This window comes from Pseudomonas sp. GCEP-101, assembly GCF_025133575.1.
GTDB classification, from domain to species: domain Bacteria; phylum Pseudomonadota; class Gammaproteobacteria; order Pseudomonadales; family Pseudomonadaceae; genus Pseudomonas; species Pseudomonas nitroreducens_B.
Map to the genome: position 1 here is coordinate 1,620,299 of NZ_CP104011.1, position 23,026 is coordinate 1,643,324.

Annotated in this window: 17 protein-coding genes, 2 tRNA genes and 3 rRNA genes; 5 read left to right on the forward strand and 17 right to left on the reverse strand. The window is 62.4% G+C overall.

The genetic code is table 11. The annotated features are described in order from the left end of the window. Positions 1-38 precede the first annotated feature (38 nt). From N0B71_RS07355 to N0B71_RS07365, 3 genes are all read right to left on the reverse strand, one after another. On the reverse strand, positions 39-1,193 hold the full coding sequence (locus N0B71_RS07355; protein WP_259758103.1) for an NAD(P)/FAD-dependent oxidoreductase: 1,155 nt from the start codon (positions 1,191-1,193) through the stop codon (positions 39-41). A 100-nt stretch (positions 1,194-1,293) separates the two neighbouring features. Then, a complete protein-coding gene (locus tag N0B71_RS07360) occupies positions 1,294-1,461 on the reverse strand; it encodes a rubredoxin (protein WP_017520693.1) in 168 nt (55 codons plus the stop codon). A gap of 197 nt (positions 1,462-1,658) precedes the next feature. Next, positions 1,659-1,826, reverse strand: coding sequence for a rubredoxin (locus tag N0B71_RS07365; protein ID WP_259758104.1), 168 nt, complete (start codon positions 1,824-1,826; stop codon positions 1,659-1,661). A 235-nt stretch (positions 1,827-2,061) separates the two neighbouring features. Here N0B71_RS07365 and N0B71_RS07370 point away from each other — a divergent pair, with 235 nt between their 5' ends. Both N0B71_RS07370 and ubiA read left to right on the forward strand, forming a co-directional pair. Beyond that, the gene (locus N0B71_RS07370) at positions 2,062-2,601 is read left to right on the forward strand and encodes a chorismate lyase (protein WP_259759503.1); all 540 of its coding nucleotides are present in this window, start codon (positions 2,062-2,064) and stop codon (positions 2,599-2,601) included. Positions 2,602-2,628: 27 nt separating this feature from the next. Next, positions 2,629-3,519 (forward strand): 4-hydroxybenzoate octaprenyltransferase, encoded by an 891-nt coding sequence (ubiA, locus tag N0B71_RS07375; protein ID WP_259758105.1) that lies wholly within the window; start codon positions 2,629-2,631, stop codon positions 3,517-3,519. A 111-nt stretch (positions 3,520-3,630) separates the two neighbouring features. Here the strand turns inward: ubiA and N0B71_RS07380 are convergent, their stop codons facing one another. Further along, on the reverse strand, positions 3,631-3,996 hold the full coding sequence (locus N0B71_RS07380) for a COG4315 family predicted lipoprotein (RefSeq protein ID WP_259758106.1): 366 nt from the start codon (positions 3,994-3,996) through the stop codon (positions 3,631-3,633). A gap of 311 nt (positions 3,997-4,307) precedes the next feature. Between N0B71_RS07380 and phoB the strand changes: the two genes are divergently transcribed. The 3 genes from phoB to N0B71_RS07395 all read left to right on the forward strand — a co-directional run bounded on the left by phoB (position 4,308) and on the right by N0B71_RS07395 (position 7,774). Beyond that, positions 4,308-4,997, forward strand: a complete 690-nt coding sequence (gene phoB / locus N0B71_RS07385) for a phosphate regulon transcriptional regulator PhoB (protein WP_054910046.1) — start codon at positions 4,308-4,310, stop codon at positions 4,995-4,997. A gap of 39 nt (positions 4,998-5,036) precedes the next feature. Next, positions 5,037-6,341, forward strand: coding sequence for a phosphate regulon sensor histidine kinase PhoR (gene phoR / locus N0B71_RS07390; protein WP_259758107.1), 1,305 nt, complete (start codon positions 5,037-5,039; stop codon positions 6,339-6,341). Between the two features lie 92 nt (positions 6,342-6,433). Next, on the forward strand, positions 6,434-7,774 hold the full coding sequence (locus N0B71_RS07395) for a hemolysin family protein (protein ID WP_259758108.1): 1,341 nt from the start codon (positions 6,434-6,436) through the stop codon (positions 7,772-7,774). A 148-nt stretch (positions 7,775-7,922) separates the two neighbouring features. On the opposite strand, the gene N0B71_RS07400 is transcribed toward N0B71_RS07395, so the two are convergent. From N0B71_RS07400 to N0B71_RS07460, 13 genes are all read right to left on the reverse strand, one after another. Continuing rightward, positions 7,923-8,822, reverse strand: coding sequence for a M23 family metallopeptidase (locus N0B71_RS07400; RefSeq protein WP_259758109.1), 900 nt, complete (start codon positions 8,820-8,822; stop codon positions 7,923-7,925). Positions 8,823-8,946: 124 nt separating this feature from the next. Then, a complete protein-coding gene (locus tag N0B71_RS07405; RefSeq protein ID WP_259758110.1) occupies positions 8,947-9,840 on the reverse strand; it encodes a response regulator in 894 nt (297 codons plus the stop codon). A gap of 131 nt (positions 9,841-9,971) precedes the next feature. After that, positions 9,972-10,715, reverse strand: coding sequence for a phosphate signaling complex protein PhoU (phoU, locus tag N0B71_RS07410; protein ID WP_259758111.1), 744 nt, complete (start codon positions 10,713-10,715; stop codon positions 9,972-9,974). Between the two features lie 165 nt (positions 10,716-10,880). Then, positions 10,881-11,717 (reverse strand): phosphate ABC transporter ATP-binding protein PstB, encoded by an 837-nt coding sequence (gene pstB, locus N0B71_RS07415; RefSeq protein WP_259758112.1) that lies wholly within the window; start codon positions 11,715-11,717, stop codon positions 10,881-10,883. A 52-nt stretch (positions 11,718-11,769) separates the two neighbouring features. Beyond that, positions 11,770-13,446, reverse strand: a complete 1,677-nt coding sequence (gene pstA / locus N0B71_RS07420; protein ID WP_259758113.1) for a phosphate ABC transporter permease PstA — start codon at positions 13,444-13,446, stop codon at positions 11,770-11,772. Positions 13,447-13,470: 24 nt separating this feature from the next. After that, positions 13,471-15,504, reverse strand: coding sequence for an ABC transporter permease subunit (locus N0B71_RS07425; protein WP_259759504.1), 2,034 nt, complete (start codon positions 15,502-15,504; stop codon positions 13,471-13,473). A gap of 395 nt (positions 15,505-15,899) precedes the next feature. Further along, on the reverse strand, positions 15,900-16,871 hold the full coding sequence (gene pstS, locus N0B71_RS07430) for a phosphate ABC transporter substrate-binding protein PstS (protein ID WP_259758114.1): 972 nt from the start codon (positions 16,869-16,871) through the stop codon (positions 15,900-15,902). A 362-nt stretch (positions 16,872-17,233) separates the two neighbouring features. Continuing rightward, a 5S ribosomal RNA gene (gene rrf / locus N0B71_RS07435) occupies positions 17,234-17,349 on the reverse strand. Between the two features lie 134 nt (positions 17,350-17,483). Then, a 23S ribosomal RNA gene (locus N0B71_RS07440) occupies positions 17,484-20,375 on the reverse strand. A gap of 229 nt (positions 20,376-20,604) precedes the next feature. Beyond that, positions 20,605-20,680 (reverse strand) — tRNA-Ala (locus N0B71_RS07445). Between the two features lie 29 nt (positions 20,681-20,709). Continuing rightward, positions 20,710-20,786, reverse strand: a tRNA-Ile gene (locus tag N0B71_RS07450). 151 nt (positions 20,787-20,937) lie between these two features. Beyond that, positions 20,938-22,473, reverse strand: a 16S ribosomal RNA gene (locus N0B71_RS07455). The 16S, 23S and 5S rRNA genes sit together here with 2 tRNA genes alongside, the layout of an rRNA operon. A 241-nt stretch (positions 22,474-22,714) precedes the next feature. Then, the gene (locus N0B71_RS07460) at positions 22,715-22,936 is read right to left on the reverse strand and encodes a hypothetical protein (protein WP_259758115.1); all 222 of its coding nucleotides are present in this window, start codon (positions 22,934-22,936) and stop codon (positions 22,715-22,717) included. Between the last annotated feature and the right edge of the window lie 90 nt (positions 22,937-23,026).

Below are 23,026 nucleotides of genomic sequence, written 5' to 3' on the forward strand. Positions count from 1 at the left end.
GCACTTTCCCAAGGCAAATACGCCATTGGCGACGCCTGTCACGCCAGTAGTGCCGGCAACTCCTTGTTCAGCGAGAGTTTTTCGCTCACGGCGGCCCCGGTCAGGGCATAGCCGAGCAATCGACCGGCGGTATCCCGGCATAGCACCTTGAGGTCCGGGCCAGAGCCTTCCACCTGCCATTCGCCCTCGCTGCCGCGCGGTGGCGGCGACACCACCAGCGGGCACACCGGCGTTTTCACCGTCACCGGCATGGCGCCGTAGGCCACCGGGGTCGGCTTGCCGGCCAGCGTCTGCGCCAGCGCGCGGGCGCAGGACATCAGCGGCATCACGTAGAGCAGGTTGAGGCCGTCGACTTCGGCGCAATCGCCCAGGGCATAGATATTGGCATGGGAGGTGCGCAGCTCGCGGTTCACCATCACGCCGCGGTTGACGTCCAGGCCGGCAGCGGCGGCCAGATCGACGCGCGGGCGCAGACCGACGGCGGAAACGACCAGGTCGCAGGCGATCACCTGGCCATCGGAGAGGTGTGCTTCCAGCGCATCGCCCGCGCGCACCAGGCGGTTCAGCACCGGGCCGAGGTGGAAGCGTACGCCGAGGCCTTCCAGCCCCTGCTGTACCGCCTGGGCGGCGGCCGGGTGGAGCAGGCCGGGCATGACCTGTTCGCAGGGCGCCACCACGTCGATCTGGTAGCCGCCGCTGGAGAGGTCGTTGGCGAACTCGCAACCGATCAGGCCGGCGCCCAGCAGCAGCACGCGGCGCTTGCCGGCGGCAGCGCGGCGGAAGCGCGCGTAGTCTTCCAGGTCGTTGATCGGGAAGACCAGGTCCTGGGCGTCGCCGTCGACCGGCACGCGGATGGTTTCGGCGCCCCAGGCCAGCACCAGGTCGCGGTAGTGGATCTCTTCCTCGCCGATCCAGATGCGCCGGTGGCCCGGGTCGATGCCGGTGACGCGGGTATGGGTGAGGATGCGCGCCTTGAGCTGGTCGGCCATGGCGCCGGCTTCGGCCATGGCCAGGCCGTCGGCGTCCTTGTCCTTGGAGAAGCCGGTGGAGAGCATCGGCTTGGAGTAGGAGCGGCCGTCGTCGGCGGTGATCAGCAGCAGCGGCGTCTCGCTGTCCAGCTTGCGCCACTCGCGGGCCAGGTTGTAGCCGGCCAGGCCAGTTCCGATGATCACCAGCGGTGCGTTGTCGCTCATTGCTCTCTCACCTCAAGAATCGCCACCCGGTAAAGACGGCACTTCGTAAAGACGGCACGGCGGCCGTGGGGCCGCCGCATGAATTCGTTCTGACGGGGGCTTACGAGATTTCGATCATCTCGAAATCGATCTTGCCCACGCCGCAATCCGGGCACACCCAGTCCGCGGGGATGTCCTCCCAGCGCGTGCCGGGGGCGATGCCCTCGTCCGGCAGGCCCAGTGCCTCGTCGTAGATGAAGCCACAGACCACGCATTGCCATTTGCGCATCGACCAGCCCTCCTGCGATTGCCCGCTGACGCTAACGCATCGGCGCGCACCGGCCAACGGCGGGCGCGACGCCGGGCTCCGTCAGCAGGGCCAACCCGGCGCTCCTGCAGTCTACCGCGTCAGGCGGGCACGTGCCGGGGCCACAAACGCCGACGGCGGCCCGAAGGCCGCCGTCGCGGGAATCCATCCTGGCGGGATCAGCCGATTTCGATCATCTCGAAATCCAGCTTGCCGACGCCGCAATCGGGGCACAGCCAGTCTTCCGGCACGTCTTCCCAGCGGGTACCGGCGGCGATGCCCTCTTCCGGCCAACCCTTGCTCTCGTCATAGATCAGGCCACATACCACGCACTGCCACTTCTTCATCAGCTCTCACCCTCAGGTTCTTGTCGCTTGGACGTCAGTGCATCCAATGTCCGGCTTTGTACTGGCGATACCGCCTGCGCGCAAGTCCCTTGAAAATCACCGGATGACCGGCCAAACCTTTGGTGGGGTTTTGCGTAAGGCACTCTTGCGGACAACGCAATCGGAGCCGCAAAGCCGCCATGTTAAGCTGCCGCGTCCCTGGCCAACCGCAGTACCCATCGTGCCCGAAGCCGCCCTGATCCACCCGCCCCGCTGGCTCACCGCCGCCCAGTTGCATCCTGCGCCGACCGCCCTGATCCAGGACTGGTTGTTCGATGAAGGATCGCTGACGCGCCGGCTGACCGCCCTCTCTGCCGACCACTTCGCCGTGCAGCCGCTGGCCGAGGGCTGGCACCGCCTGCGCACCGACGAGTGCGCCGCGCTGGGCGTGCCGGACGGCAGCCAGGGCTGGGTGCGCGAGGTGTACCTGAAGGGCCACGGCACGCCCTGGGTATTCGCCCGCAGCGTGGCCGCGCGCGCGGCGCTGGAAGGCTCGGGCTTCGACCTGCGCCTGCTCGGCACGCGTTCGCTGGGCGAGTTGCTGTTCAGCGACCGCGCCTTCCAGCGCGGCCCCATCGAGGTGTGCCGCTACCCCGCCGCCAGCCTGCCCGCCGACGTGCGCGCGGAGCGCCTGTGGGGACGCCGCTCGTGCTTCAGCCGCGATGGCCTGGGTGTGCTGGTCGCCGAGGTTTTCCTGCCGTCGCTGTGGCACCGGGTGGAACAACAGCCCGTATAATTCCCGGATCGTTTTCCGGAGGCTGCCATGTTCGTCGCCCTGATCAAACCCCTCGCCCGCCTGCACCCCCGCGCCTGGGACTTCATCCAGCTGACGCGCATGGACAAGCCGATCGGCATCTACCTGCTGCTCTGGCCGACGCTGTGGGCGCTGTGGATGGCCAGCGGCGGCGTGCCGAGCGCGAAGAACCTGGTGATCTTCGTCCTCGGCACCGTGCTGATGCGCATGGCCGGCTGCGTGATCAACGACTTCGCCGACCGCAAGCTGGACGGCCACGTCGAGCGCACCAAGGCTCGCCCGCTGGCGACCGGCAAGATCACCGTGCGCGAGGCCTGGATTGCCTTCTTCGTGCTGCTGGGCGCCAGCTTCCTGCTGGTGCTGTGCACCAACGCGCAGACCATCTGGCTGTCCTTCGGCGGCGCGGCGGTGGCGGCGCTCTACCCCTTCATGAAGCGCTACACCTACTACCCGCAGGTGGTGCTCGGCGCGGCGTTTTCCTGGGGCATTCCGATGGCCTTCACCGCGGCCGGCGGCACGTTGCCGGCGGTGGCCTGGCTGCTGTTCTTCGCCAACGTGCTGTGGACGGTGGCCTACGACACCTACTACGCGATGACCGACCGCGAGGACGACCTGAAGATGGGCATGAAGTCCACGGCGATCCTCTTCGGCGACGCCGACCGGGTGATCAACCTGACGCTGCAGGGCCTGATGCTCCTGCTGCTGATCCTCGCCGGCAACAAACTGGCGATGCACCTGACGTACTACCTCGGCCTGGCCGTGGCGGCCGGCTGCTTCGCCTGGCAGTTCCACTCCACGCGCGACCGCGAGCCGATGAAGTGCTTCAAGGCGTTCCTGCACAACCACTGGGCGGGGCTGGCGATCTTCCTCGGCACGGTGCTGGACTTCGCCCTGCGCTGAGCGCGGCGACCTTGTAGGAGCGAGCTTGCTCGCGAACCCGCTTGATACTGAAGTGCCAGGCAAAGTTCGCGAGCAAGAACTGGGCGTCCCCCTCGCTCCTACATGAAGCCGTTACGGCTTGGCCATGTGCCAGACGCCCATCTTGCCTTCGCCGGCCATGTCGCCGGCCTTCTTGTCCTGCACGAAGGTGTACAGCGGCTTGCCCTTGTAGGCCCACTGCACCGTGCCGTCATCGCGCTTGATCAGGGTCCACTCGCCCATGGCCTTGGCATCCGCCGAGGCCATCAGCGGCGGCCAGTTCTGCGCGCAGCCGCCGTTGCACATCGACTTGCCGCCGCTGTCCTTGTCGAAGGTGTAGAGCGTCATGCCCTTGGCATCGACCAGCATGCCGTTCTTCTCCATGCCGGGCTCGCCGGCCAGGGCGGACACGGCCGGCAGCATCAGGCCCAGTGCCAGGGCCGGGAATAGCAGTTTCATAGCGCTTCTCCTCTGGTGAGGTGGAAACGGCGCGAGCATCGGCGCAAGGGCGGGCGGGATTGCAGGCAGGGCCGGCCGGGCTACGTCGACAACGCACTCACTACCGTCATCGCAACACTCCGGCGTCGGGGCGCCGGGCACACCGCCGACCGGGCCGGTGCGTTCCGTTTGCGCCGCACGGTGAATGCACGGCGACCCTCTGAGCATAGACGAGCGCTCTGGAACGAGGCTCGGCTACCATCGGGGTGTCACATTCATGAAATATTTCCGTTATCTAATGCGGCGCAATACAGAAATTCTGAGGCCTCAGCATGGTTGGCAAGACAATCCTCATCGTCGATGACGAAGCTCCGATCCGGGAAATGATCGCCGTGGCCCTGGAGATGGCCGGCTACGAGTGCCTGGAGGCCGACAGCGCGCAGACGGCCCACGCGGTGATCGTCGATCGCAAGCCGGACCTGATCCTGCTCGACTGGATGCTGCCGGGCACCTCCGGCATCGAGTTGGCCCGCCGCCTCAAGCGCGACGAGCTGACCTCGGCCATCCCGATCATCATGCTCACCGCCAAGGGTGAGGAGGACAACAAGATCCAGGGCCTGGAAGTCGGCGCGGACGACTACATCACCAAGCCGTTCTCCCCGCGCGAACTGGTCGCACGCCTGAAGGCCGTGCTGCGCCGCACCGGTGCCGGCGACAGCGAGACGCCCATCGAGGTCGGCGGCCTGATGCTCGACCCGATCAGCCACCGCGTGACCATCGACGGCAAGCCCGCCGAGATGGGCCCCACCGAGTACCGCCTGCTGCAGTTCTTCATGACCCACCAGGAGCGCGCCTACACCCGCGGCCAGCTGCTGGACCAGGTCTGGGGCGGCAACGTCTACGTCGAGGAGCGCACCGTCGACGTGCACATCCGCCGGCTGCGCAAGGCCCTGGGCGAGGTCTACGAAAATCTGGTTCAGACCGTGCGCGGCACCGGGTATCGTTTCTCGACCAAAAGCTGACCGAGTCCTCGACTCGACGGGCACAAGGAACGGAATGTCGTGACCCAGAACTGGAGTGGCGTGCTGATACGCCACCTGCTGCTCGTCGTCGCCGGCGGCGCATTGCTCGGGCTGGTGACCGGCCAGTACGGCTGGGCCATCGCCGTGGCGCTGGGCGCCTACCTCGGCTGGTCGACCTGGCAACTGCTGCGCCTGCACAAGTGGCTGAAGAACCACCAGCCCGACGAGGCCCCGCCCGATGGCTACGGCCTGTGGGGCGAGGTGTTCGACAGCATCTACCACCTGCAGCGGCGCAACCAGCGCGCCCGCGGGCGCCTGCAAGCGGTGATCGACCGCATGCAGGAATCCACCGCGGCGCTGCGCGACGGCATGATCCTGCTCGACCGCGACGGCAACCTGGAGTGGTGGAACCAGTCCGCCGAGCGCCTGCTGGGGCTCAAGAGCCCGCAGGACGGCGGCCAGCCGGTGACCAACCTGGTGCGCCATCCGCGCTTCAAGGAATATTTCGAGGCCGAGGACTACCGCGAGCCGCTGGAACTCACGTCGCCGATCAACGACAACCTGCGCTTGCAGTTCCACATCACCCTCTATGGCGCCGGCGAGCACCTGATGCTGGTGCGAGACGTGACCCGCGTCCACCAGCTGGAACAGATGCGCAAGGACTTCGTCGCCAACGTCTCCCACGAGCTGCGCACGCCTCTGACGGTGATCGCCGGCTACCTGGAGACGCTGCTGGACAACGTCGAGGACGTGAACCCGCGCTGGACCCGCGCGCTGCAGCAGATGCAGCAGCAGGCCGGGCGCATGCAGAACCTGCTCAACGACCTGCTCCTGCTGGCCAAGCTGGAAGCCACCGATTACCCCGCGGACAACAAGCCGGTGGCGGTGGACCTGATGCTGTTGTCGATCCGCAACGACGCCCAGGCGCTGTCCGGGGCGCGCAACCACCGCATCAGCCTGGAGGCGGATGCGAAGGTGAAACTCAAGGGCAGCGAGGCCGAGCTGCGCAGCGCCTTCTCCAACCTGGTGTTCAACGCCGTGAAGTACACCCCCGACGAGGGCGAGATCCGCATTCGCTGGTGGGCGGACGAGCAAGGCGCGCACCTGGCCGTGCAGGACAGCGGCATCGGCATCGACCCCAAGCACCTGCCGCGCCTGACCGAGCGCTTCTACCGCGTGGATTCCAGCCGCAACGCCAGCACCGGCGGCACCGGGCTGGGCCTGGCCATCGTCAAGCACGTGCTGCTGCGCCACCGCGGCACCCTGGACATCAGCAGCGTGCCGGGCAAGGGCAGCAGCTTCACCTGCCACTTTCCGCCGCAACAGGTGGAAAGCCGCGCATAAGCGTGCCCGAGGTCGACTCTGGTATAGACGGGCTTGCCAGGCGGGCCCCGCGAACCGCATTCTTGTCCGTCCATTCTTGAACCAACAGAACCATGGACCCTTCCCCTAGTAGCAACTTCCTCACCTATTTCGCCGATTTCGGCCTGATCCTGTTCGCCCTGTTCCTCGTCGTGCTCAACGGCTTCTTCGTCGCCGCCGAGTTCGCCATGGTCAAGCTGCGCTCGACCCGCGTGGAGACCATCGCCAACCAGCACGGCTGGCGCGGCACCATCCTGCGCAAGGTGCACAACCAGCTCGACGCCTACCTCTCCGCCTGCCAGCTGGGCATCACCCTGGCCTCCCTGGGCCTGGGCTGGGTCGGCGAGCCGGCCTTCGCCGAGCTGCTCGAACCGCTGCTGGCCGCGGTCGGCGTGCACTCCGAGGAAGTCATCCGCGGCGTGTCGTTCTTCACCGCCTTCTTCATCATTTCCTACCTGCACATCGTGGTCGGCGAGCTGGCGCCCAAGTCCTGGGCGATCCGCAAGCCGGAGCTGCTATCGCTGTGGACGGCGGTGCCGCTGTACCTGTTCTACTGGCTGATGTACCCGGCCATCTGGCTGCTCAATGCCAGCGCCAACGCCATCCTGAAGATCGCCGGCCAGGGCGAGCCGGGGCCGCACCACGAGCATCACTACAGCCGTGACGAGCTCAAGCTCATCCTGCACTCCAGCCGCGCCCACGACCCCAGCGACCAGGGCATGCGCGTGCTGGCCTCGGCGGTGGAGCTGGGTGAGCTGGAAGTGGTGGACTGGGCCAATTCCCGCGAGGACCTGGTCTACCTGGAGCGCAACGCGCCGCTGGACGACATCCTCGCCACCATCCGCCGTCACAAGTACAGCCGCTACCCGGTGTACGACAGCGAGAAAGGCGAGTTCATCGGCCTGCTGCACATCAAGGACCTGCTGCTGGCGCTGGCCACCCTGGACAGCCTGCCGGAGTCCTTCGACCTCGACGAGCTGACCCACCCGCTGGAGAAGGTCACCAAGCACCTGCCGCTGGCGCGCCTGCTGGAGCAGTTCCGCCAGGGCGGCTCGCACTTCGCGCTGGTGGAGGAAGCCGACCACAAGATCGTCGGCTACCTGACCATGGAAGACGTGCTGGAGGTGCTGGTCGGCGACATCCAGGACGAACACCGCAAGGCCGAGCGCGGCATCGTCGCCTACCAGCCCGGCAAGCTGCTGGTGCGCGGCGACACCCCACTGTTCAAGCTGGAGCGCCTGCTGAGCGTCGACCTGGACCACGTCGAGGCGGATACCCTCGCCGGCCTGGTTTACGACACGCTCAAGCGCGTACCGGAGGAAGAGGAAGTGCTGGATACCGAGGGCCTGCGCATCATCGTGAAGAAGATGAAGGGCCCGAAGATCGTCCTCGCCAAGGTGGTGAAGCTCGACTGAGCGCCTCGCCCCTGAATGAAAAAGGCTGCCTTCGGGCAGCCTTTTTGCATTCTGCAGGAGCGAGCTTGCTCGCGAACCCGCCCAGCTCCAACGTCGCCGGCTAGCACTGTTCGCGAGCAAGCTCGCTTCTACAGGCAGTCCGCTGAGGTCAGTGCTCCCGGACCACCGCGAAATTCGGCAGCGTATCCACCGGCTGGGCGAAGTCGTAGGGAATCGAGACGAGGTCCAGGCCGACGTTGCGCTGCACCACGAAGTGCAGGTGCGGGCCGCTGCTGTTGCCGGTGTTGCCCGACTTCGCCAGCGGCGAGCCGGTGGCGACGCGCTGGCCCTCACGCACCAGCACCGAGCCGCGCATCAGGTGCAGGTACACCCCCATGGTGCCGTCGTCGTGGAGGATGCGCACGAAGTTGCCGGAGGGGTTCTTGCCACGCCCGTTCTGGCTGTTTTCGACTTTCACCACGGTACCGCCGCGCGCGGCGATGATCGGCGTGCCCACCGGCATGGCGATGTCCATGGCATAGCGCCCCTTGGGCGTGAAATGGCTGTAACGGCCGTTGGCGCCCTGGGTCAGGCGGAACGGGCCGCCCACCCAGGGCAAGGCGTACTGGTAGGACTGCGGTGTGGGCCGTGGGTCACCCAGGGCATAGGTGAGCTTGGGCTTGTAGCGCATCGGCTTGCTCGGGTCCCGCGGGGCGAGGGTAGCGAGGCGGATCGAACTGCGCGGCGGCAGCACCCAGCGAATCGGTTTCGCCGGCGCGCCGACGGCGTTCTGCGCGCCCGTCACGCTCAGCTCCACCTCCACCGGTGCGTAGAGGTCGTTGCGCACCTGCAGCGTTTCGCCGCCGGCGTGCTTCTTCGTCTCCAGCTTCACCTGCTCTTCCAGGTGCTCGACCATGCGATCACGGAAAACGAACACAGCCGCGCCCGGCACGGCCTTGTCCGTGTAGGTGACCACGCCGTTGGCGTCGGTGTACTTGTAGATGGTGACGGCCGAAGCCGTTCCGGATGCGGCCAAGAGACCGCACAGGAGGATACTGCGCCCTAGCATGTCGACTCTGGTTATAGGTCACTGCGACGCAACGAAGACTAGCAGCGTAGCCCGTACGTCGCGACCTGCCGCCGGTCGGGGTGTGAAGCAGTACTGCCCACCGGTCGGCGCGTGCCCCGGCGGCTCAGGCGCCGGGCACGTAGTGCTTCTGCGAACTGCCGCGGGCGATCAGGCGCGACAGGTAGTCGAGCTTCTGCGGATCGCGATCGACGAAGCGGAAGGTCAGCTGCAGCCACTCGCTGTCGGGCTTGGGCTCCAGCGCGGCGACGGCATGCAGGTAGCCGTTGAGGCGAGCGACGTCGCTGTCTTCCTCCAGGTCCAGCACGGCGCTTTCCAGCACCTGCGGCAGCGGCGTGCCGCGCTTCACCACCAGCAGCGCCTCCTTGAGGCTGAGCGCCTTGATCACGCAGGGCAGGCTCGCCGACGGCAGGCGCAACTGGCCCTGCTGGCCCTTGGCGCCGCTGCGGGCGGCCGGCGCGGCAGCGGCCGGTGCCGGAGCAGCCGGGCGCGGCGCAGCAGGCGCGGCCGCCGGACGCACCACCTCGGCCTTGCCGCCGGTCAGCGCGGCCAGCGAGTCGTTGGGCATGGAGCCGACCAGGCTGCGCTGCGGCGCCTGGGCGGCGAGCGCCTCCAGCTTGCCGGCGCGGGACAGCGCCTTCTTCACCTTGCTCACCAGCTGGTCGTTGGAGAACGGTTTGCCGATGAAGTCGGAAACGCCGGCCTGGATGGCCTGCACCACGTTTTCCTTGTCACCGCGACTGGTCACCATGATGAACGGCGTGGTCTTCAGGCTGTCCTGCTCGCGGCACCAGGTAAGCAGCTCGATGCCCGACATCTCGGGCATTTCCCAGTCGCAGAGGATCAGGTCCACGGCCTGGCGGGCGAGGAACTGCTGCGCCTTGCGGCCGTTGACCGCTTCTTCGATCTGCAGGCCGGGGAAATGGTCCCGCAGCCCCTTCTTCACCAGGTCACGGATGAACGGAGCATCATCCACGACCAGCACACTGACCTTGCCCATCGGCATCTCCCTAAACGATAGGGCGAAGGATAGCCTTGCCGGGTGGCTACATGCCATTGGCGCAGGACCGCTCGGCCATAAAATGACGAACCCGGCGCGCGGCCGGGTCCTTTTTGGTACGGGCGTCAGGCTTATTCGGACTTGTCGGCCTTGCCGGCGGTGCCCTGAACCTCTTCCTTCATGCGGGTCAGGCCGATGTGCCGGACGTCGGTCCCGCGCACCAGGTAGATCACCAGTTCGGCGATGTTGCGCGCGTGGTCGCCGATGCGTTCCAGCGAGCGCAGGGCCCAGATGACGTTGAGCACGCGGGAAATGGCGCGCGGGTCTTCCATCATGTAGGTGACCAGCTCGCGCAGGGCGGTCTTGTACTCGCGGTCGACGGTCTTGTCGTACTGCGCCACCGACAGCGCCAGGTCGGCGTCGAAGCGGGCGAAGGCGTCCAGCGCCTCCTGCACCATCTTGCGCACCTGGTTGCCGATATGACGGACCTCGACGTAGCCGCGCGGCGACTCGCCTTCCTCGCACAGCTGGATGGCGCGGCGGGCGATCTTCGAGGCTTCGTCGCCGATGCGCTCGAGGTCGATCACCGACTTGGAGATGCTGATGATCAGGCGCAGGTCGGAGGCGGCCGGCTGACGGCGGGCGAGGATGCGCAGGCACTCCTCGTCGATGTTGCGCTCCATCTGGTTGATCTGGTCGTCGATCTCGCGCACCTGTTGCGCCAGGCCCGAGTCGGCGTCGATCAGCGCGTTGACGGCGTCGTTGACCTGCTTCTCCACCAGCCCGCCCATGGCCAGCAGATGGCTGCGCACGTCTTCCAGCTCAGCGTTGAACTGCTGGGAGATGTGGTGGGTGAGGCTTTCTTTGTTGATCATGTGCAAACCCTTGAAAGGTGCGAAGTTCAGAACTCAGTCTTTTTCCGGTCTCATCCGGAGCATTGAGGCCCTTGAGAAATCTTCGCTGGCGCGAAGGCGGAGCGCCGACAGTACATCCCGTACGGCAAGCTCCGCCGACAAAGCCAGAGGAGATTTCTCATGGCCTCAACCGTAGCGACCGGTGATGTAGTCTTCCGTCTGCTTCTTGGCCGGGTTGGTGAACAGGGTATCGGTATCGCCGAACTCGATCAGCTTGCCCATGTACATGAACGCCGTGTAGTCGGAAACGCGCGCGGCCTGCTGCATGTTGTGGGTGACGATGACGATGGTGAACTTGGATTTCAGCTCGTAGATCAGCTCTTCGATCTTCAGGGTGGAGATCGGGTCCAGCGCCGAGCAGGGTTCGTCGAGCAGCAGGACTTCCGGCTCCACGGCGATGGTGCGGGCGATGACCAGGCGCTGCTGCTGGCCACCGGACAGGCCGAGGGCGGACTCATGCAGGCGGTCCTTCACTTCGTCCCACAGCGCGGCGCCCTTGAGGGCCCACTCGACGGCTTCGTCGAGCACGCGCTTCTTGTTGATGCCCTGGATGCGCAGGCCGTACACCACGTTCTCGTAGATGCTCTTGGGGAACGGGTTGGGCTTCTGGAACACCATGCCGACGCGGCGGCGCAGTTCGGCGACGTCGACGTTCTTGGCGAAGATGTTGTGCCCGTCGAGGCGGATCTCGCCCTTCACATGGCAGCCATCGACCAGGTCGTTCATGCGGTTGAAGCAGCGCAGCAGGGTGGACTTGCCGCAGCCGGACGGGCCGATGAAGGCGGTCACGCGCTGCTTCGGAATGTTCATGCTGACGTCGAACAACGCCTGCTTCTCGCCGTAGAACAGGCTCAGGCCGGGCACTTCGAGGGCGACGGTTTCGCTTTCCAGGTTCATGCCCTGGCGGTCGCCGCGGCCGAGCGCGCCGATGTCGATGCCGTGGGTTGCGGTTTCGTGTTGCATGTTCAGTCTCCTTGGGAGGCTTGGCGGCGAGCCGGGCCCGCCGCCTGCAGAATCAGTTTTCCAGCGCCTTGTACTTTTCGCGCAGGCGGTTACGGATGGCGATGGCCGAGAAGTTCAGCAGGGCGATCACCATCACCAGCAGCAGCGCGGTGGCGTACACCAGCGGGCGCGCGGCCTCGACATTCGGGCTCTGGAAGCCGACGTCATAGATGTGGAAGCCCAGGTGCATGATCTTCTGGTCCAGGTGCACATAGGGATAGTTGCCGTCCACCGGCAGCGCCGGGGCCAGCTTCACCACGCCCACCAGCATCAGCGGCGCCACTTCACCGGCGGCGCGAGCCACGGCGAGGATCAGGCCGGTCATCATCGCCGGGCTGGCCATCGGCAGGACCACTTTCCACAAGGTCTCGGCCTTGGTCGCGCCCAGGGCGAGGGAGCCTTCGCGGGTGGCCCGCGGGATACGCGCCAGGCCTTCCTCGGTGGCGACGATCACCACCGGCACCGCGAGGATGGCCAGGGTCAGCGAGGCCCAGAACAGCCCCGGCGTGCCGAAGGTCGGCGCCGGCAGGGCTTCGGGGAAGAACATGCGGTCGAGCGAGCCGCCCAGCACGTAGACGAAGAAGCCCAGGCCGAACACGCCGTAGACGATCGCCGGGACGCCCGCGAGGTTGTTCACCGCGATGCGGATGATCCGGGTCAGCAGGCCCTGGCGAGCGTATTCGCGCAGGTAGACCGCGGCGATCACGCCGAACGGGGTGACGATCACCGCCATTACCAGGGTCATCATCACGGTGCCGAAGATGGCCGGGAAGATACCGCCCTCGGTGTTGGCTTCACGCGGATCGTCGCTGAGGAATTCCCACAGCTTCTTGAAGTAGAAGCTCAGCTTGGCGCCCACGCCCATCTGGTTGGGCTGGTAGGCATGCACCAGCTTGCCGACGCTGATCTCGGTCTGCTGGCCGGAGGCGTCGCGCATGACGATGCTGTCGCGGTTGAACTCCGCGTGCAGGGCGTTGAGCTGTTCCTCCAGTACCTTGTACTGGGCGTTCAGCTCGGCACGGCCGGCGGCGATATCGGCCTCGGCAGTGGCGTCCAGCTTGTTGTTCAGCTGCAGGCCACGTTCCTTCAGGCGCAGACGCTCCAGGCCGTGGTTGATGCCGCCGATGTCCTTCTTCTCCAGCTGGTAGAGCTTGGCGTAGAGCTCATCGACGCGCTTGAGGCGGGTCTGCAGCTCGGCCATGGCGCCTGCGCCTTCGGCGACCACCTTGCCATTTTCCTTCACGCTCAGCAGGTAGCCGTAGAAGTTGCCCCACTCGCGGCGCTCCAGGGTCACCAGCTCGGCCGGATGGCGCTTGTCGCCCAGCCATTCGCCGATCACCCAGGAGAAGTCGCTGCCATAGAGGTCGCGGTTACCCAGCTTGAGCAGCTCGCGGGTCATGAACTCCGGGCCGTCGTCCGGCACCGGCAGGCCGGCGCCACGCAGGCGGGCACGCGGCACCTGCTCGACCTGGACTTCTTCGCCGATCAGGGTCTTGGCGGCTTCACCCGGGACGCTGTAGGTCGCCTCGATCACATCCGCCGGCCAGAAGTGGCCGAGGCCGCGCACGGCGATCACGGCGAGCAGGCCGATGGTCATGATCACGGCGATGGACACCGCCCCTGCGTTCATCCACACCCAGGGAGTACCGCTGGCGAACCACGCTTTGACGGATTCCTGTTTCTGTTTCACGGAACTAGCCTCGTCAGGCGTCGCTTAGAGCGACGCGTATTTCTTGCGCAGGCGCTGACGGATCAGCTCTGCCAGGGTGTTCATCACGAAGGTGAAGGACAGCAGTACCAGTGCCGAAAGGAACAGCACGCGGTAGTGAGTCCCGCCCACCTCCGACTCGGGCATTTCCACCGCGACGTTCGCCGCGAGGGTGCGCATGCCCTGGAAGATGTTCACGTCCATCACCGGGGTGTTGCCGGTGGCCATCAGCACGATCATGGTCTCGCCCACCGCGCGGCCGAGGCCGATCATCAGGGCCGAGAAGATGCCCGGGCTGGCGGTCAGGATCACCACGCGGGTCAGCGTCTGCCAGGGCGTGGCACCCAGGGCGAGGGAGCCGTAGGTCAGGCTCTTGGGCACGCTGAAGATGGCGTCTTCGGCGATGGAGAAGATGTTCGGGATCACCGCGAAGCCCATGGCCAGGCCGACCACCAGGGCATTGCGCTGGTCGTAGGTGATGCCCAGGTCGTGGCTGATCCACAGGCGCATGTCGCCGCCGAAGAACAGGGTCTCCAGGTGCGGGCTCATCCACAGGGCGAAGGCGCCGGTGGCGAGGACCACGGGGATCAGGATCGCCGCTTCCCAGCCGGCCGGCAGGCTCAGGCGGATGCGCTCGGGCAGGCGGCTCCAGATCAGGCCGGCGGCGAGGATGCCCAGCGGCGTGAGCAGCAGCAGGCTGAAGATGCCCGGCAGGTGGCCTTCCACGTACGGTGCCAGGAACAGGCCGGCGAAGAAGCCGAGGATCACCGTCGGCAGCGCTTCCATCAGCTCGATCACCGGCTTGACCTTGCGGCGCATGCCCGGGGCCATGAAGTAGGCGGTGTAGACGGCGGCGGCGATGGCCAGCGGCGCGGCGAGAATCATCGCGTAGAAGGCGGCCTTCAGGGTGCCGAAGGTCAGCGGCGACAGGCTCAGCTTGGGCTCGAAGTCGGTGGTCGCGGCGGTGGACTGCCAGACGTAGGACGGCTTGTCGTAGCTCTCGTACCAGACCTTGCCCCACAGCGCGCTGAAGGACACTTCGGGGTGCGGGTTGCTCAGGCTGAAGCGACGCAGCTCGCCGCCCTGCTCGAGGATCAGGCGGTTGGCGCGCGGCGACAGGGCCAGCGGGCCGGCGGACGGGGCGACGTTCTCCACCAGCAGCGTGCGGTGCGCGGTACTGTGGAAGATGCCCAGGTTGCCTTGCTTGTCGAGGGCCAGGAAGCCCTTGCGGCGTTGCTCCGGCGCGATGCTGGAGATCGGCTGGTCACCCAGCTTGAAGTCGCGCACGTGGGACAGGCGCGGTTCGCCGTCCTCGCCACGGGCCATGAACCACTGGCTGATGCCACCCTTGGAGTTGCCGACCATCAGCGAGATGCCGCCCAGCAGCTGGCTGCTGGCAGTCACTTCGGCGGAGGCATCATCCAGCAGCTTGTAGCGGCCGTTGAGCTGGTGGCTGTTGAGGTCGAACACGTCGGCCTGGGCGCGGCCATTGAGCACATAGAGCCACTGCTTACGCGGGTCCATGTAGATGGCCTTCACCGGCTCGGCGATCTGCGGCAGGTTGATGCGCTCTTCCTGCAGGGTGCTCTCGCCGGTGAGCATGTTTTCCTGCTGGGTCAGGCTCAGCAGCAGCAGTTCGCTGCCGGTGGACGCGGCGAGCAGCAGGCTGTCGTCACCCGAGACGATGGCGACGTGCTCCAGCGGACGACCCTGGGGGTCCAGGTTCATCGGCGCTTCGCCGTAGGGGTATTCGATGTGCGGTGCGATGGTCTTCTTGTTGTCCGGGTAGGTGACCTGGTAGCTGTGCTTGAACACCAGCACCTGGCCGTTGGACAGGCCCAGCGCCACGGTCGGGTGGCCCGGCTGGTCCTCGGCGATGGAGGTGACGCTGCTACCGGCCGGCAGCTTCAGCGCAACGCGGTCCATCTCGTCGCCTTTCTTGGCGTCGAAGAACACGACCTCGCCGTTGGCGGCGACGCGCATGCCCACCATGTTCTGCTCTTCGATGCTCAGCAGCAGCGGCGCCTGGGCCGTCTTCAGCCAGGCCGGAGCCAGGGGGTCACGCGTCTCCAGTTCGGCGCCGCGGAACAGCGGCAGCACGACGTAGGCGAGGTAGAAGAAAATCAGGGTGATGGCAGCCAGCACGGCGAGACCGCCGACCAGCACGTACCAACGGGTCAGTCGATCCTTGAGCGCCCGGATACGGCGCTTGCGCTGCAGGGCAGGCGTATTGAAATCGATCCGCTCGGGGAGAGAAGAAGTCATCGGGGAGTTGGCCATGTCGTTCATGGGGTGACACCCTAGCGGCTCTGTATGACAGAAAGATGACATGGAAGTGACGCGACAAAGCCCACCAGCAGAGCCTTGCTGGCGGGCCCGGTCGAGTATGCGTCAGCCCATGCCGGGCGGTGGTTTCCGCCCGGTTGGAGGACTGATTACAGACCCAGATCCTTGATCGCTTTCTCGGCGACTTTGGACGGCAGCGGGATGTAGCCGTCTTTCACGACAACCTGCTGGCCAGTCTTGGACAGCACCATCTTCAGGAACTGGGCTTCCAGCGGGTTCAGCGGCTTGTTCGGCGCCTTGTTGACGTAGACGTAGAGGAAGCGCGACAGCGGGTAGGTGCCGTTCAGGGCATTCGTCTCGTTGTCTTCGATGAATTCGCCGCCTTCCTTCTTGGCCAGGGCAACGGTCTTCACGCTAGCGGTCTTGTAACCGATGCCGGAGTAGCCCACGCCGTTCAGGGACTGGCTGACCGACTGAACCACGGACGCCGAACCCGGCTGCTCGTTCACGTTCGGCTTGTAGTCGCCTTTGCACAGGGCTTCTTCCTTGAAGTAGCCGTAGGTGCCGGATACGGAGTTGCGACCGAACAGTTGCACGGGCTTGTTGGCCCAGTCGCCGGTCAGGCCCAGATCGCCCCAGGTCTTCACTTCCGACTTGCCGCCGCACAGGCGGGTGGAGGAGAAGATGGCGTCGACCTGCTGCATGGTCAGGCCCTTGATGGGGTTGTCCTTGTGCACGAAGATCGCCAGGGCGTCCACGGCAACCGGAACAGCGGTCGGCTTGTAGCCGTACTTCTGCTCGAAGGCCTGCAGTTCGACGTCCTTCATCTTGCGGCTCATGGGGCCCAGGTTGGCGGTGCCTTCGGTCAGAGCCGGCGGCGCAGTGGAGGAACCGGCGGCCTGGATCTGCACGTTCACGTTCGGGTACAGGCGCTTGTACTCTTCCGCCCACATGGTCATCAGGTTGGCCAGAGTGTCGGAACCGACGCTCGACAGGTTGCCCGACACACCGCTGGCTTTCTGGTATTCCGGCAGGGCCGGATCAATCGCGGCTACCGCACTGGCGGTGCCTACGCCTGCAGCGACAAAAGTCAGGGCCGCCATCAAACGCTTGAGTTTCATGCCTTGCTCCTTGAGGAGAATGGGGTTGGATGGAACGGGGGCCAGTATCGTCAGGCCGCATGAAGACTCTATGACGCGAATGTGACAGTTGGATGAAATGCCATCAGTCTGTTGGCAAGCGGTTGCAACAACGCCCAGCGGAGTAGCCTGCAGGGCGGGAAAGGGCGTTCCAGAGCCTTCCCAAGGGCGCTGATGCTCTTCGTAGGAGCGAGCTTGCTCGCGAATCAGGCGAACACACATCACCCCAGGCGGGCTTCAGAAGCGAGATTTACAAAGGGCAGCCTGAGCAGCACACCCAGCTTTTTCGCGCGCAAAAGCAAAACCCCCGGCCAGCGATGCTGACCAGGGGTCTTGGGATAGGAGCTTGACGATGACCTACTCTCACATGGAGAAACTCCACACTACCATCGGCGATGCGTCGTTTCACTACTGAGTTCGGGATGGGATCAGGTGGTTCCAACGCTCTATGGTCGTCAAGCAATTCTTTAGGACGCTCGTGGCAGTTGCACACGCTCATCCGAATTCGGGTATGTGACAGGTAATTTGCGGTTCACACGAACTTTCGGTTCGTTACGTCTTCACCGTACAACACACAAATTGTTTGGGTGTTATATGGTCAAGCCTCACGGGCAATTAGTATCGGTTAGCTCAACGCCTCACAGCGCTTACACACCCGACCTATCAACGTCGTAGTCTTCGACGGCCCTTCAGGGGAATCAAGTTCCCAGTGAGATCTCATCTTGAGGCTAGTTTCCCGCTTAGATGCTTTCAGCGGTTATCTATTCCGAACATAGCTACCCGGCAATGCCACTGGCGTGACAACCGGAACACCAGAGGTTCGTCCACTCCGGTCCTCTCGTACTAGGAGCAGCCCCTCTCAAATCTCAAACGTCCACGGCAGATAGGGACCGAACTGTCTCACGACGTTCTAAACCCAGCTCGCGTACCACTTTAAATGGCGAACAGCCATACCCTTGGGACCGGCTTCAGCCCCAGGATGTGATGAGCCGACATCGAGGTGCCAAACACCGCCGTCGATATGAACTCTTGGGCGGTATCAGCCTGTTATCCCCGGAGTACCTTTTATCCGTTGAGCGATGGCCCTTCCATACAGAACCACCGGATCACTAAGACCTACTTTCGTACCTGCTCGACGTGTCTGTCTCGCAGTCAAGCGCGCTTTTGCCTTTATACTCTACGACCGATTTCCGACCGGTCTGAGCGCACCTTCGTACTCCTCCGTTACTCTTTAGGAGGAGACCGCCCCAGTCAAACTGCCCACCATACACTGTCCTCGATCCGGATAACGGACCAGAGTTAGAACCTCAAGCATGCCAGGGTGGTATTTCAAGGATGGCTCCACGCAGACTGGCGTCCACGCTTCAAAGCCTCCCACCTATCCTACACAAGCAGGCTCAAAGTCCAGTGCAAAGCTACAGTAAAGGTTCACGGGGTCTTTCCGTCTAGCCGCGGATACACTGCATCTTCACAGCGATTTCAATTTCACTGAGTCTCGGGTGGAGACAGCGCCGCCATCGTTACGCCATTCGTGCAGGTCGGAACTTACCCGACAAGGAATTTCGCTACCTTAGGACCGTTATAGTTACGGCCGCCGTTTACCGGGGCTTCGATCAAGAGCTTCGCTTTCGCTAACCCCATCAATTAACCTTCCGGCACCGGGCAGGCGTCACACCCTATACGTCCACTTTCGTGTTTGCAGAGTGCTGTGTTTTTAATAAACAGTCGCAGCGGCCTGGTATCTTCGACCGGCATGGGCTTACGTAGTAAATACTTCACCCTCGCCGGCGCACCTTCTCCCGAAGTTACGGTGCCATTTTGCCTAGTTCCTTCACCCGAGTTCTCTCAAGCGCCTTGGTATTCTCTACCCAACCACCTGTGTCGGTTTGGGGTACGGTTCCTAGTTACCTGAAGCTTAGAAGCTTTTCCTGGAAGCATGGCATCAACCACTTCATCATCTAAAAGACGACTCGTCATCAGCTCTCGGCATTAAGACCCCGGATTTACCTAAGATCTCTGCCTACCACCTTAAACTTGGACAACCAACGCCAAGCTGGCCTAGCCTTCTCCGTCCCTCCATCGCAGTAACTAGAAGTACAGGAATATTAACCTGTTTCCCATCGACTACGCTCTTCAGCCTCGCCTTAGGGACCGACTAACCCTGCGTCGATTAACGTTGCGCAGGAACCCTTGGTCTTTCGGCGTGGGAGTTTTTCACTCCCATTGTCGTTACTCATGTCAGCATTCGCACTTCTGATACCTCCAGCAAGCTTCTCAACTCACCTTCACAGGCTTACAGAACGCTCCTCTACCGCGCATCTTGCGATGCACCCGTAGCTTCGGTGTGTGGTTTGAGCCCCGTTACATCTTCCGCGCAGGCCGACTCGACTAGTGAGCTATTACGCTTTCTTTAAAGGGTGGCTGCTTCTAAGCCAACCTCCTAGCTGTCTAAGCCTTCCCACATCGTTTACCACTTAACCACAACTTTGGGACCTTAGCTGACGGTCTGGGTTGTTTCCCTTTTCACGACGGACGTTAGCACCCGCCGTGTGTCTCCCACGCTGACACTTCCAGGTATTCGGAGTTTGCATCGGTTTGGTAAGTCGGGATGACCCCCTAGCCGAAACAGTGCTCTACCCCCTGGAGTGATACGTGAGGCGCTACCTAAATAGCTTTCGAGGAGAACCAGCTATCTCCGAGCTTGATTAGCCTTTCACTCCGATCCACAAGTCATCCCCTACCTTTTCAACGGGAGTGGGTTCGGTCCTCCAGTCAGTGTTACCTAACCTTCAACCTGCTCATGGATAGATCGCCCGGTTTCGGGTCTATACCCAGCGACTAAATCGCCCTATTAAGACTCGCTTTCGCTACGCCTTCCCTATACGGTTAAGCTCGCCACTGAATATAAGTCGCTGACCCATTATACAAAAGGTACGCAGTCACCTAACAAAGTAGGCTCCCACTGCTTGTACGCATACGGTTTCAGGTTCTATTTCACTCCCCTCTCCGGGGTTCTTTTCGCCTTTCCCTCACGGTACTGGTTCACTATCGGTCAGTCAGTAGTATTTAGCCTTGGAGGATGGTCCCCCCATATTCAGACAAAGTTTCTCGTGCTCCGTCCTACTCGATTTCACTTCAAAGAACCTTTCACATACGGGGCTATCACCCACTATGGCCGCACTTTCCAGAGCGTTCTGTTAGATTCAAAGAAGCTTAAGGGCTAGTCCCCGTTCGCTCGCCACTACTAAGGGAATCTCGGTTGATTTCTTTTCCTCAGGGTACTTAGATGTTTCAGTTCCCCTGGTTCGCCTCTTACACCTATGTATTCAGTGCAAGATACCCGAGTTATCTCGGGTGGGTTTCCCCATTCAGAGATCTCCGGATCAAAGTCTGTTTGCCGACTCCCCGAAGCTTATCGCAGGCTACCACGTCTTTCATCGCCTCTGACTGCCAAGGCATCCACCGTATGCGCTTCTTCACTTGACCATATAACCCCAAGCAATCTGGTTATTGTCTCGAACGTGAAGACGACATTCGCCGAAAATTCGCGCTTGAACTCGCAAATTTTACCTTGACTTGAATAATCACCAGTGAAAGAGATTATTCAGTCTACTTCTATCACATACCCAAATTTTTAAAGAACGGTTCTGGCACAAAGACCAGACATCAATGTTCGTTCAACCTGAACATTCATGTCTGAGCTTTCGACGATTAATGGTGGAGCCAAGGAGGATCGAACTCCTGACCTCCTGCGTGCAAAGCAGGCGCTCTCCCAGCTGAGCTATGGCCCCTTATCGGATCAGCAGCACACCACAACAATTGGTGGGTCTGGGCAGATTCGAACTGCCGACCTCACCCTTATCAGGGGTGCGCTCTAACCAACTGAGCTACAGACCCAATCGTTCGGGCTTTGGCAGCTTGTCGACCTCACCCGCTCTCTATCCAAGAGCCGGGGGCGCGCTCAAACCAACCGAGCAGCAAACCTATCGTCTAACCAGTGAATCAAGCAATTCGTGTGGGAGCTTATGAAGAAGCTGAGATCTTCGATTAAGGAGGTGATCCAGCCGCAGGTTCCCCTACGGCTACCTTGTTACGACTTCACCCCAGTCATGAATCACTCCGTGGTAACCGTCCCCCTTGCGGTTAGACTAGCTACTTCTGGAGCAACCCACTCCCATGGTGTGACGGGCGGTGTGTACAAGGCCCGGGAACGTATTCACCGTGACATTCTGATTCACGATTACTAGCGATTCCGACTTCACGCAGTCGAGTTGCAGACTGCGATCCGGACTACGATCGGTTTTATGGGATTAGCTCCACCTCGCGGCTTGGCAACCCTCTGTACCGACCATTGTAGCACGTGTGTAGCCCTGGCCGTAAGGGCCATGATGACTTGACGTCATCCCCACCTTCCTCCGGTTTGTCACCGGCAGTCTCCTTAGAGTGCCCACCCGAGGTGCTGGTAACTAAGGACAAGGGTTGCGCTCGTTACGGGACTTAACCCAACATCTCACGACACGAGCTGACGACAGCCATGCAGCACCTGTGTTCCGATTCCCGAAGGCACCCTCGCATCTCTGCAAGGTTCCGGACATGTCAAGGCCAGGTAAGGTTCTTCGCGTTGCTTCGAATTAAACCACATGCTCCACCGCTTGTGCGGGCCCCCGTCAATTCATTTGAGTTTTAACCTTGCGGCCGTACTCCCCAGGCGGTCGACTTATCGCGTTAGCTGCGCCACTAAGATCTCAAGGATCCCAACGGCTAGTCGACATCGTTTACGGCGTGGACTACCAGGGTATCTAATCCTGTTTGCTCCCCACGCTTTCGCACCTCAGTGTCAGTATCAGTCCAGGTGGTCGCCTTCGCCACTGGTGTTCCTTCCTATATCTACGCATTTCACCGCTACACAGGAAATTCCACCACCCTCTACCGTACTCTAGTCAGGCAGTTATGGATGCAGTTCCCAGGTTGAGCCCGGGGATTTCACATCCATCTTACCAAACCACCTACGCGCGCTTTACGCCCAGTAATTCCGATTAACGCTTGCACCCTTCGTATTACCGCGGCTGCTGGCACGAAGTTAGCCGGTGCTTATTCTGTTGGTAACGTCAAAACAGCAAGGTATTAACTTACTGCCCTTCCTCCCAACTTAAAGTGCTTTACAATCCGAAGACCTTCTTCACACACGCGGCATGGCTGGATCAGGCTTTCGCCCATTGTCCAATATTCCCCACTGCTGCCTCCCGTAGGAGTCTGGACCGTGTCTCAGTTCCAGTGTGACTGATCATCCTCTCAGACCAGTTACGGATCGTCGCCTTGGTAGGCCTTTACCCCACCAACTAGCTAATCCGACCTAGGCTCATCTGATAGCGCAAGGCCCGAAGGTCCCCTGCTTTCTCCCGTAGGACGTATGCGGTATTAGCGTTCCTTTCGAAACGTTGTCCCCCACTACCAGGCAGATTCCTAGGCATTACTCACCCGTCCGCCGCTGAATCCAGGAGCAAGCTCCCATCATCCGCTCGACTTGCATGTGTTAGGCCTGCCGCCAGCGTTCAATCTGAGCCATGATCAAACTCTTCAGTTCAATACTGCTTGGGTTTTGAGAAAACCCTAAACTTGGCTCAGCAATCGCATGCTCAATTTAATGAGCTAAAACTCTCGAATTCACGAGTGTTACTTGCGTTGCTGATAATCAGTCGATCATCAGTCTTACATCACAAGCACCCACACGAATTGCTTGATTCAACTTGTTAAAGAGCGTTTGGCTGAGGCTTTCGTCTCAACCGAGGCGCGCATTCTACGCTAACCTCATCTTTCGTCAAGCTTTATTTTTCGAAAATTTCTTTTCTACTCAATCGCTTGTGCTTCAGCGAAGGAAACCTTCTCATCAGCGGGAGGCGCATTCTACAGCGATCAATGTCGCTGTCAACCACCTCGGCGACCTTCTTTTCAGCTCGCTGCCGGAGCAGCCAGTGAAGAGCAGCAAGTGAATCACCCGCCTGACCACCACTCTCAACTTCGAATCTCTGTAAGTACTTGATTTTCAAGTTCTTTCAGCAATTCGTCGCTGGGAGTGGTGCGCATTATAGGGAGTTTAAATTGGCCGTCAACGGCTAATTTAAACTTTCTGCAAAAAA

Coding starts and splice junctions, on each gene's coding strand:
- N0B71_RS07355 (WP_259758103.1), bottom strand. CDS start 1,193: ATGAGCGACAACGCACCGCTGGTGATCATCGGAACTGGCCTGGCCGGC.
- N0B71_RS07360 (WP_017520693.1), bottom strand. CDS start 1,461: ATGCGCAAATGGCAATGCGTGGTCTGTGGCTTCATCTACGACGAGGCA.
- N0B71_RS07365 (WP_259758104.1), bottom strand. CDS start 1,826: ATGAAGAAGTGGCAGTGCGTGGTATGTGGCCTGATCTATGACGAGAGC.
- ubiA (WP_259758105.1), top strand. CDS start 2,629: ATGTTCGTCGCCCTGATCAAACCCCTCGCCCGCCTGCACCCCCGCGCC.
- N0B71_RS07380 (WP_259758106.1), bottom strand. CDS start 3,996: ATGAAACTGCTATTCCCGGCCCTGGCACTGGGCCTGATGCTGCCGGCC.
- phoB (WP_054910046.1), top strand. CDS start 4,308: ATGGTTGGCAAGACAATCCTCATCGTCGATGACGAAGCTCCGATCCGG.
- N0B71_RS07395 (WP_259758108.1), top strand. CDS start 6,434: ATGGACCCTTCCCCTAGTAGCAACTTCCTCACCTATTTCGCCGATTTC.
- N0B71_RS07400 (WP_259758109.1), bottom strand. CDS start 8,822: ATGCTAGGGCGCAGTATCCTCCTGTGCGGTCTCTTGGCCGCATCCGGA.
- N0B71_RS07405 (WP_259758110.1), bottom strand. CDS start 9,840: ATGGGCAAGGTCAGTGTGCTGGTCGTGGATGATGCTCCGTTCATCCGT.
- phoU (WP_259758111.1), bottom strand. CDS start 10,715: ATGATCAACAAAGAAAGCCTCACCCACCACATCTCCCAGCAGTTCAAC.
- pstB (WP_259758112.1), bottom strand. CDS start 11,717: ATGCAACACGAAACCGCAACCCACGGCATCGACATCGGCGCGCTCGGC.
- pstS (WP_259758114.1), bottom strand. CDS start 16,871: ATGAAACTCAAGCGTTTGATGGCGGCCCTGACTTTTGTCGCTGCAGGC.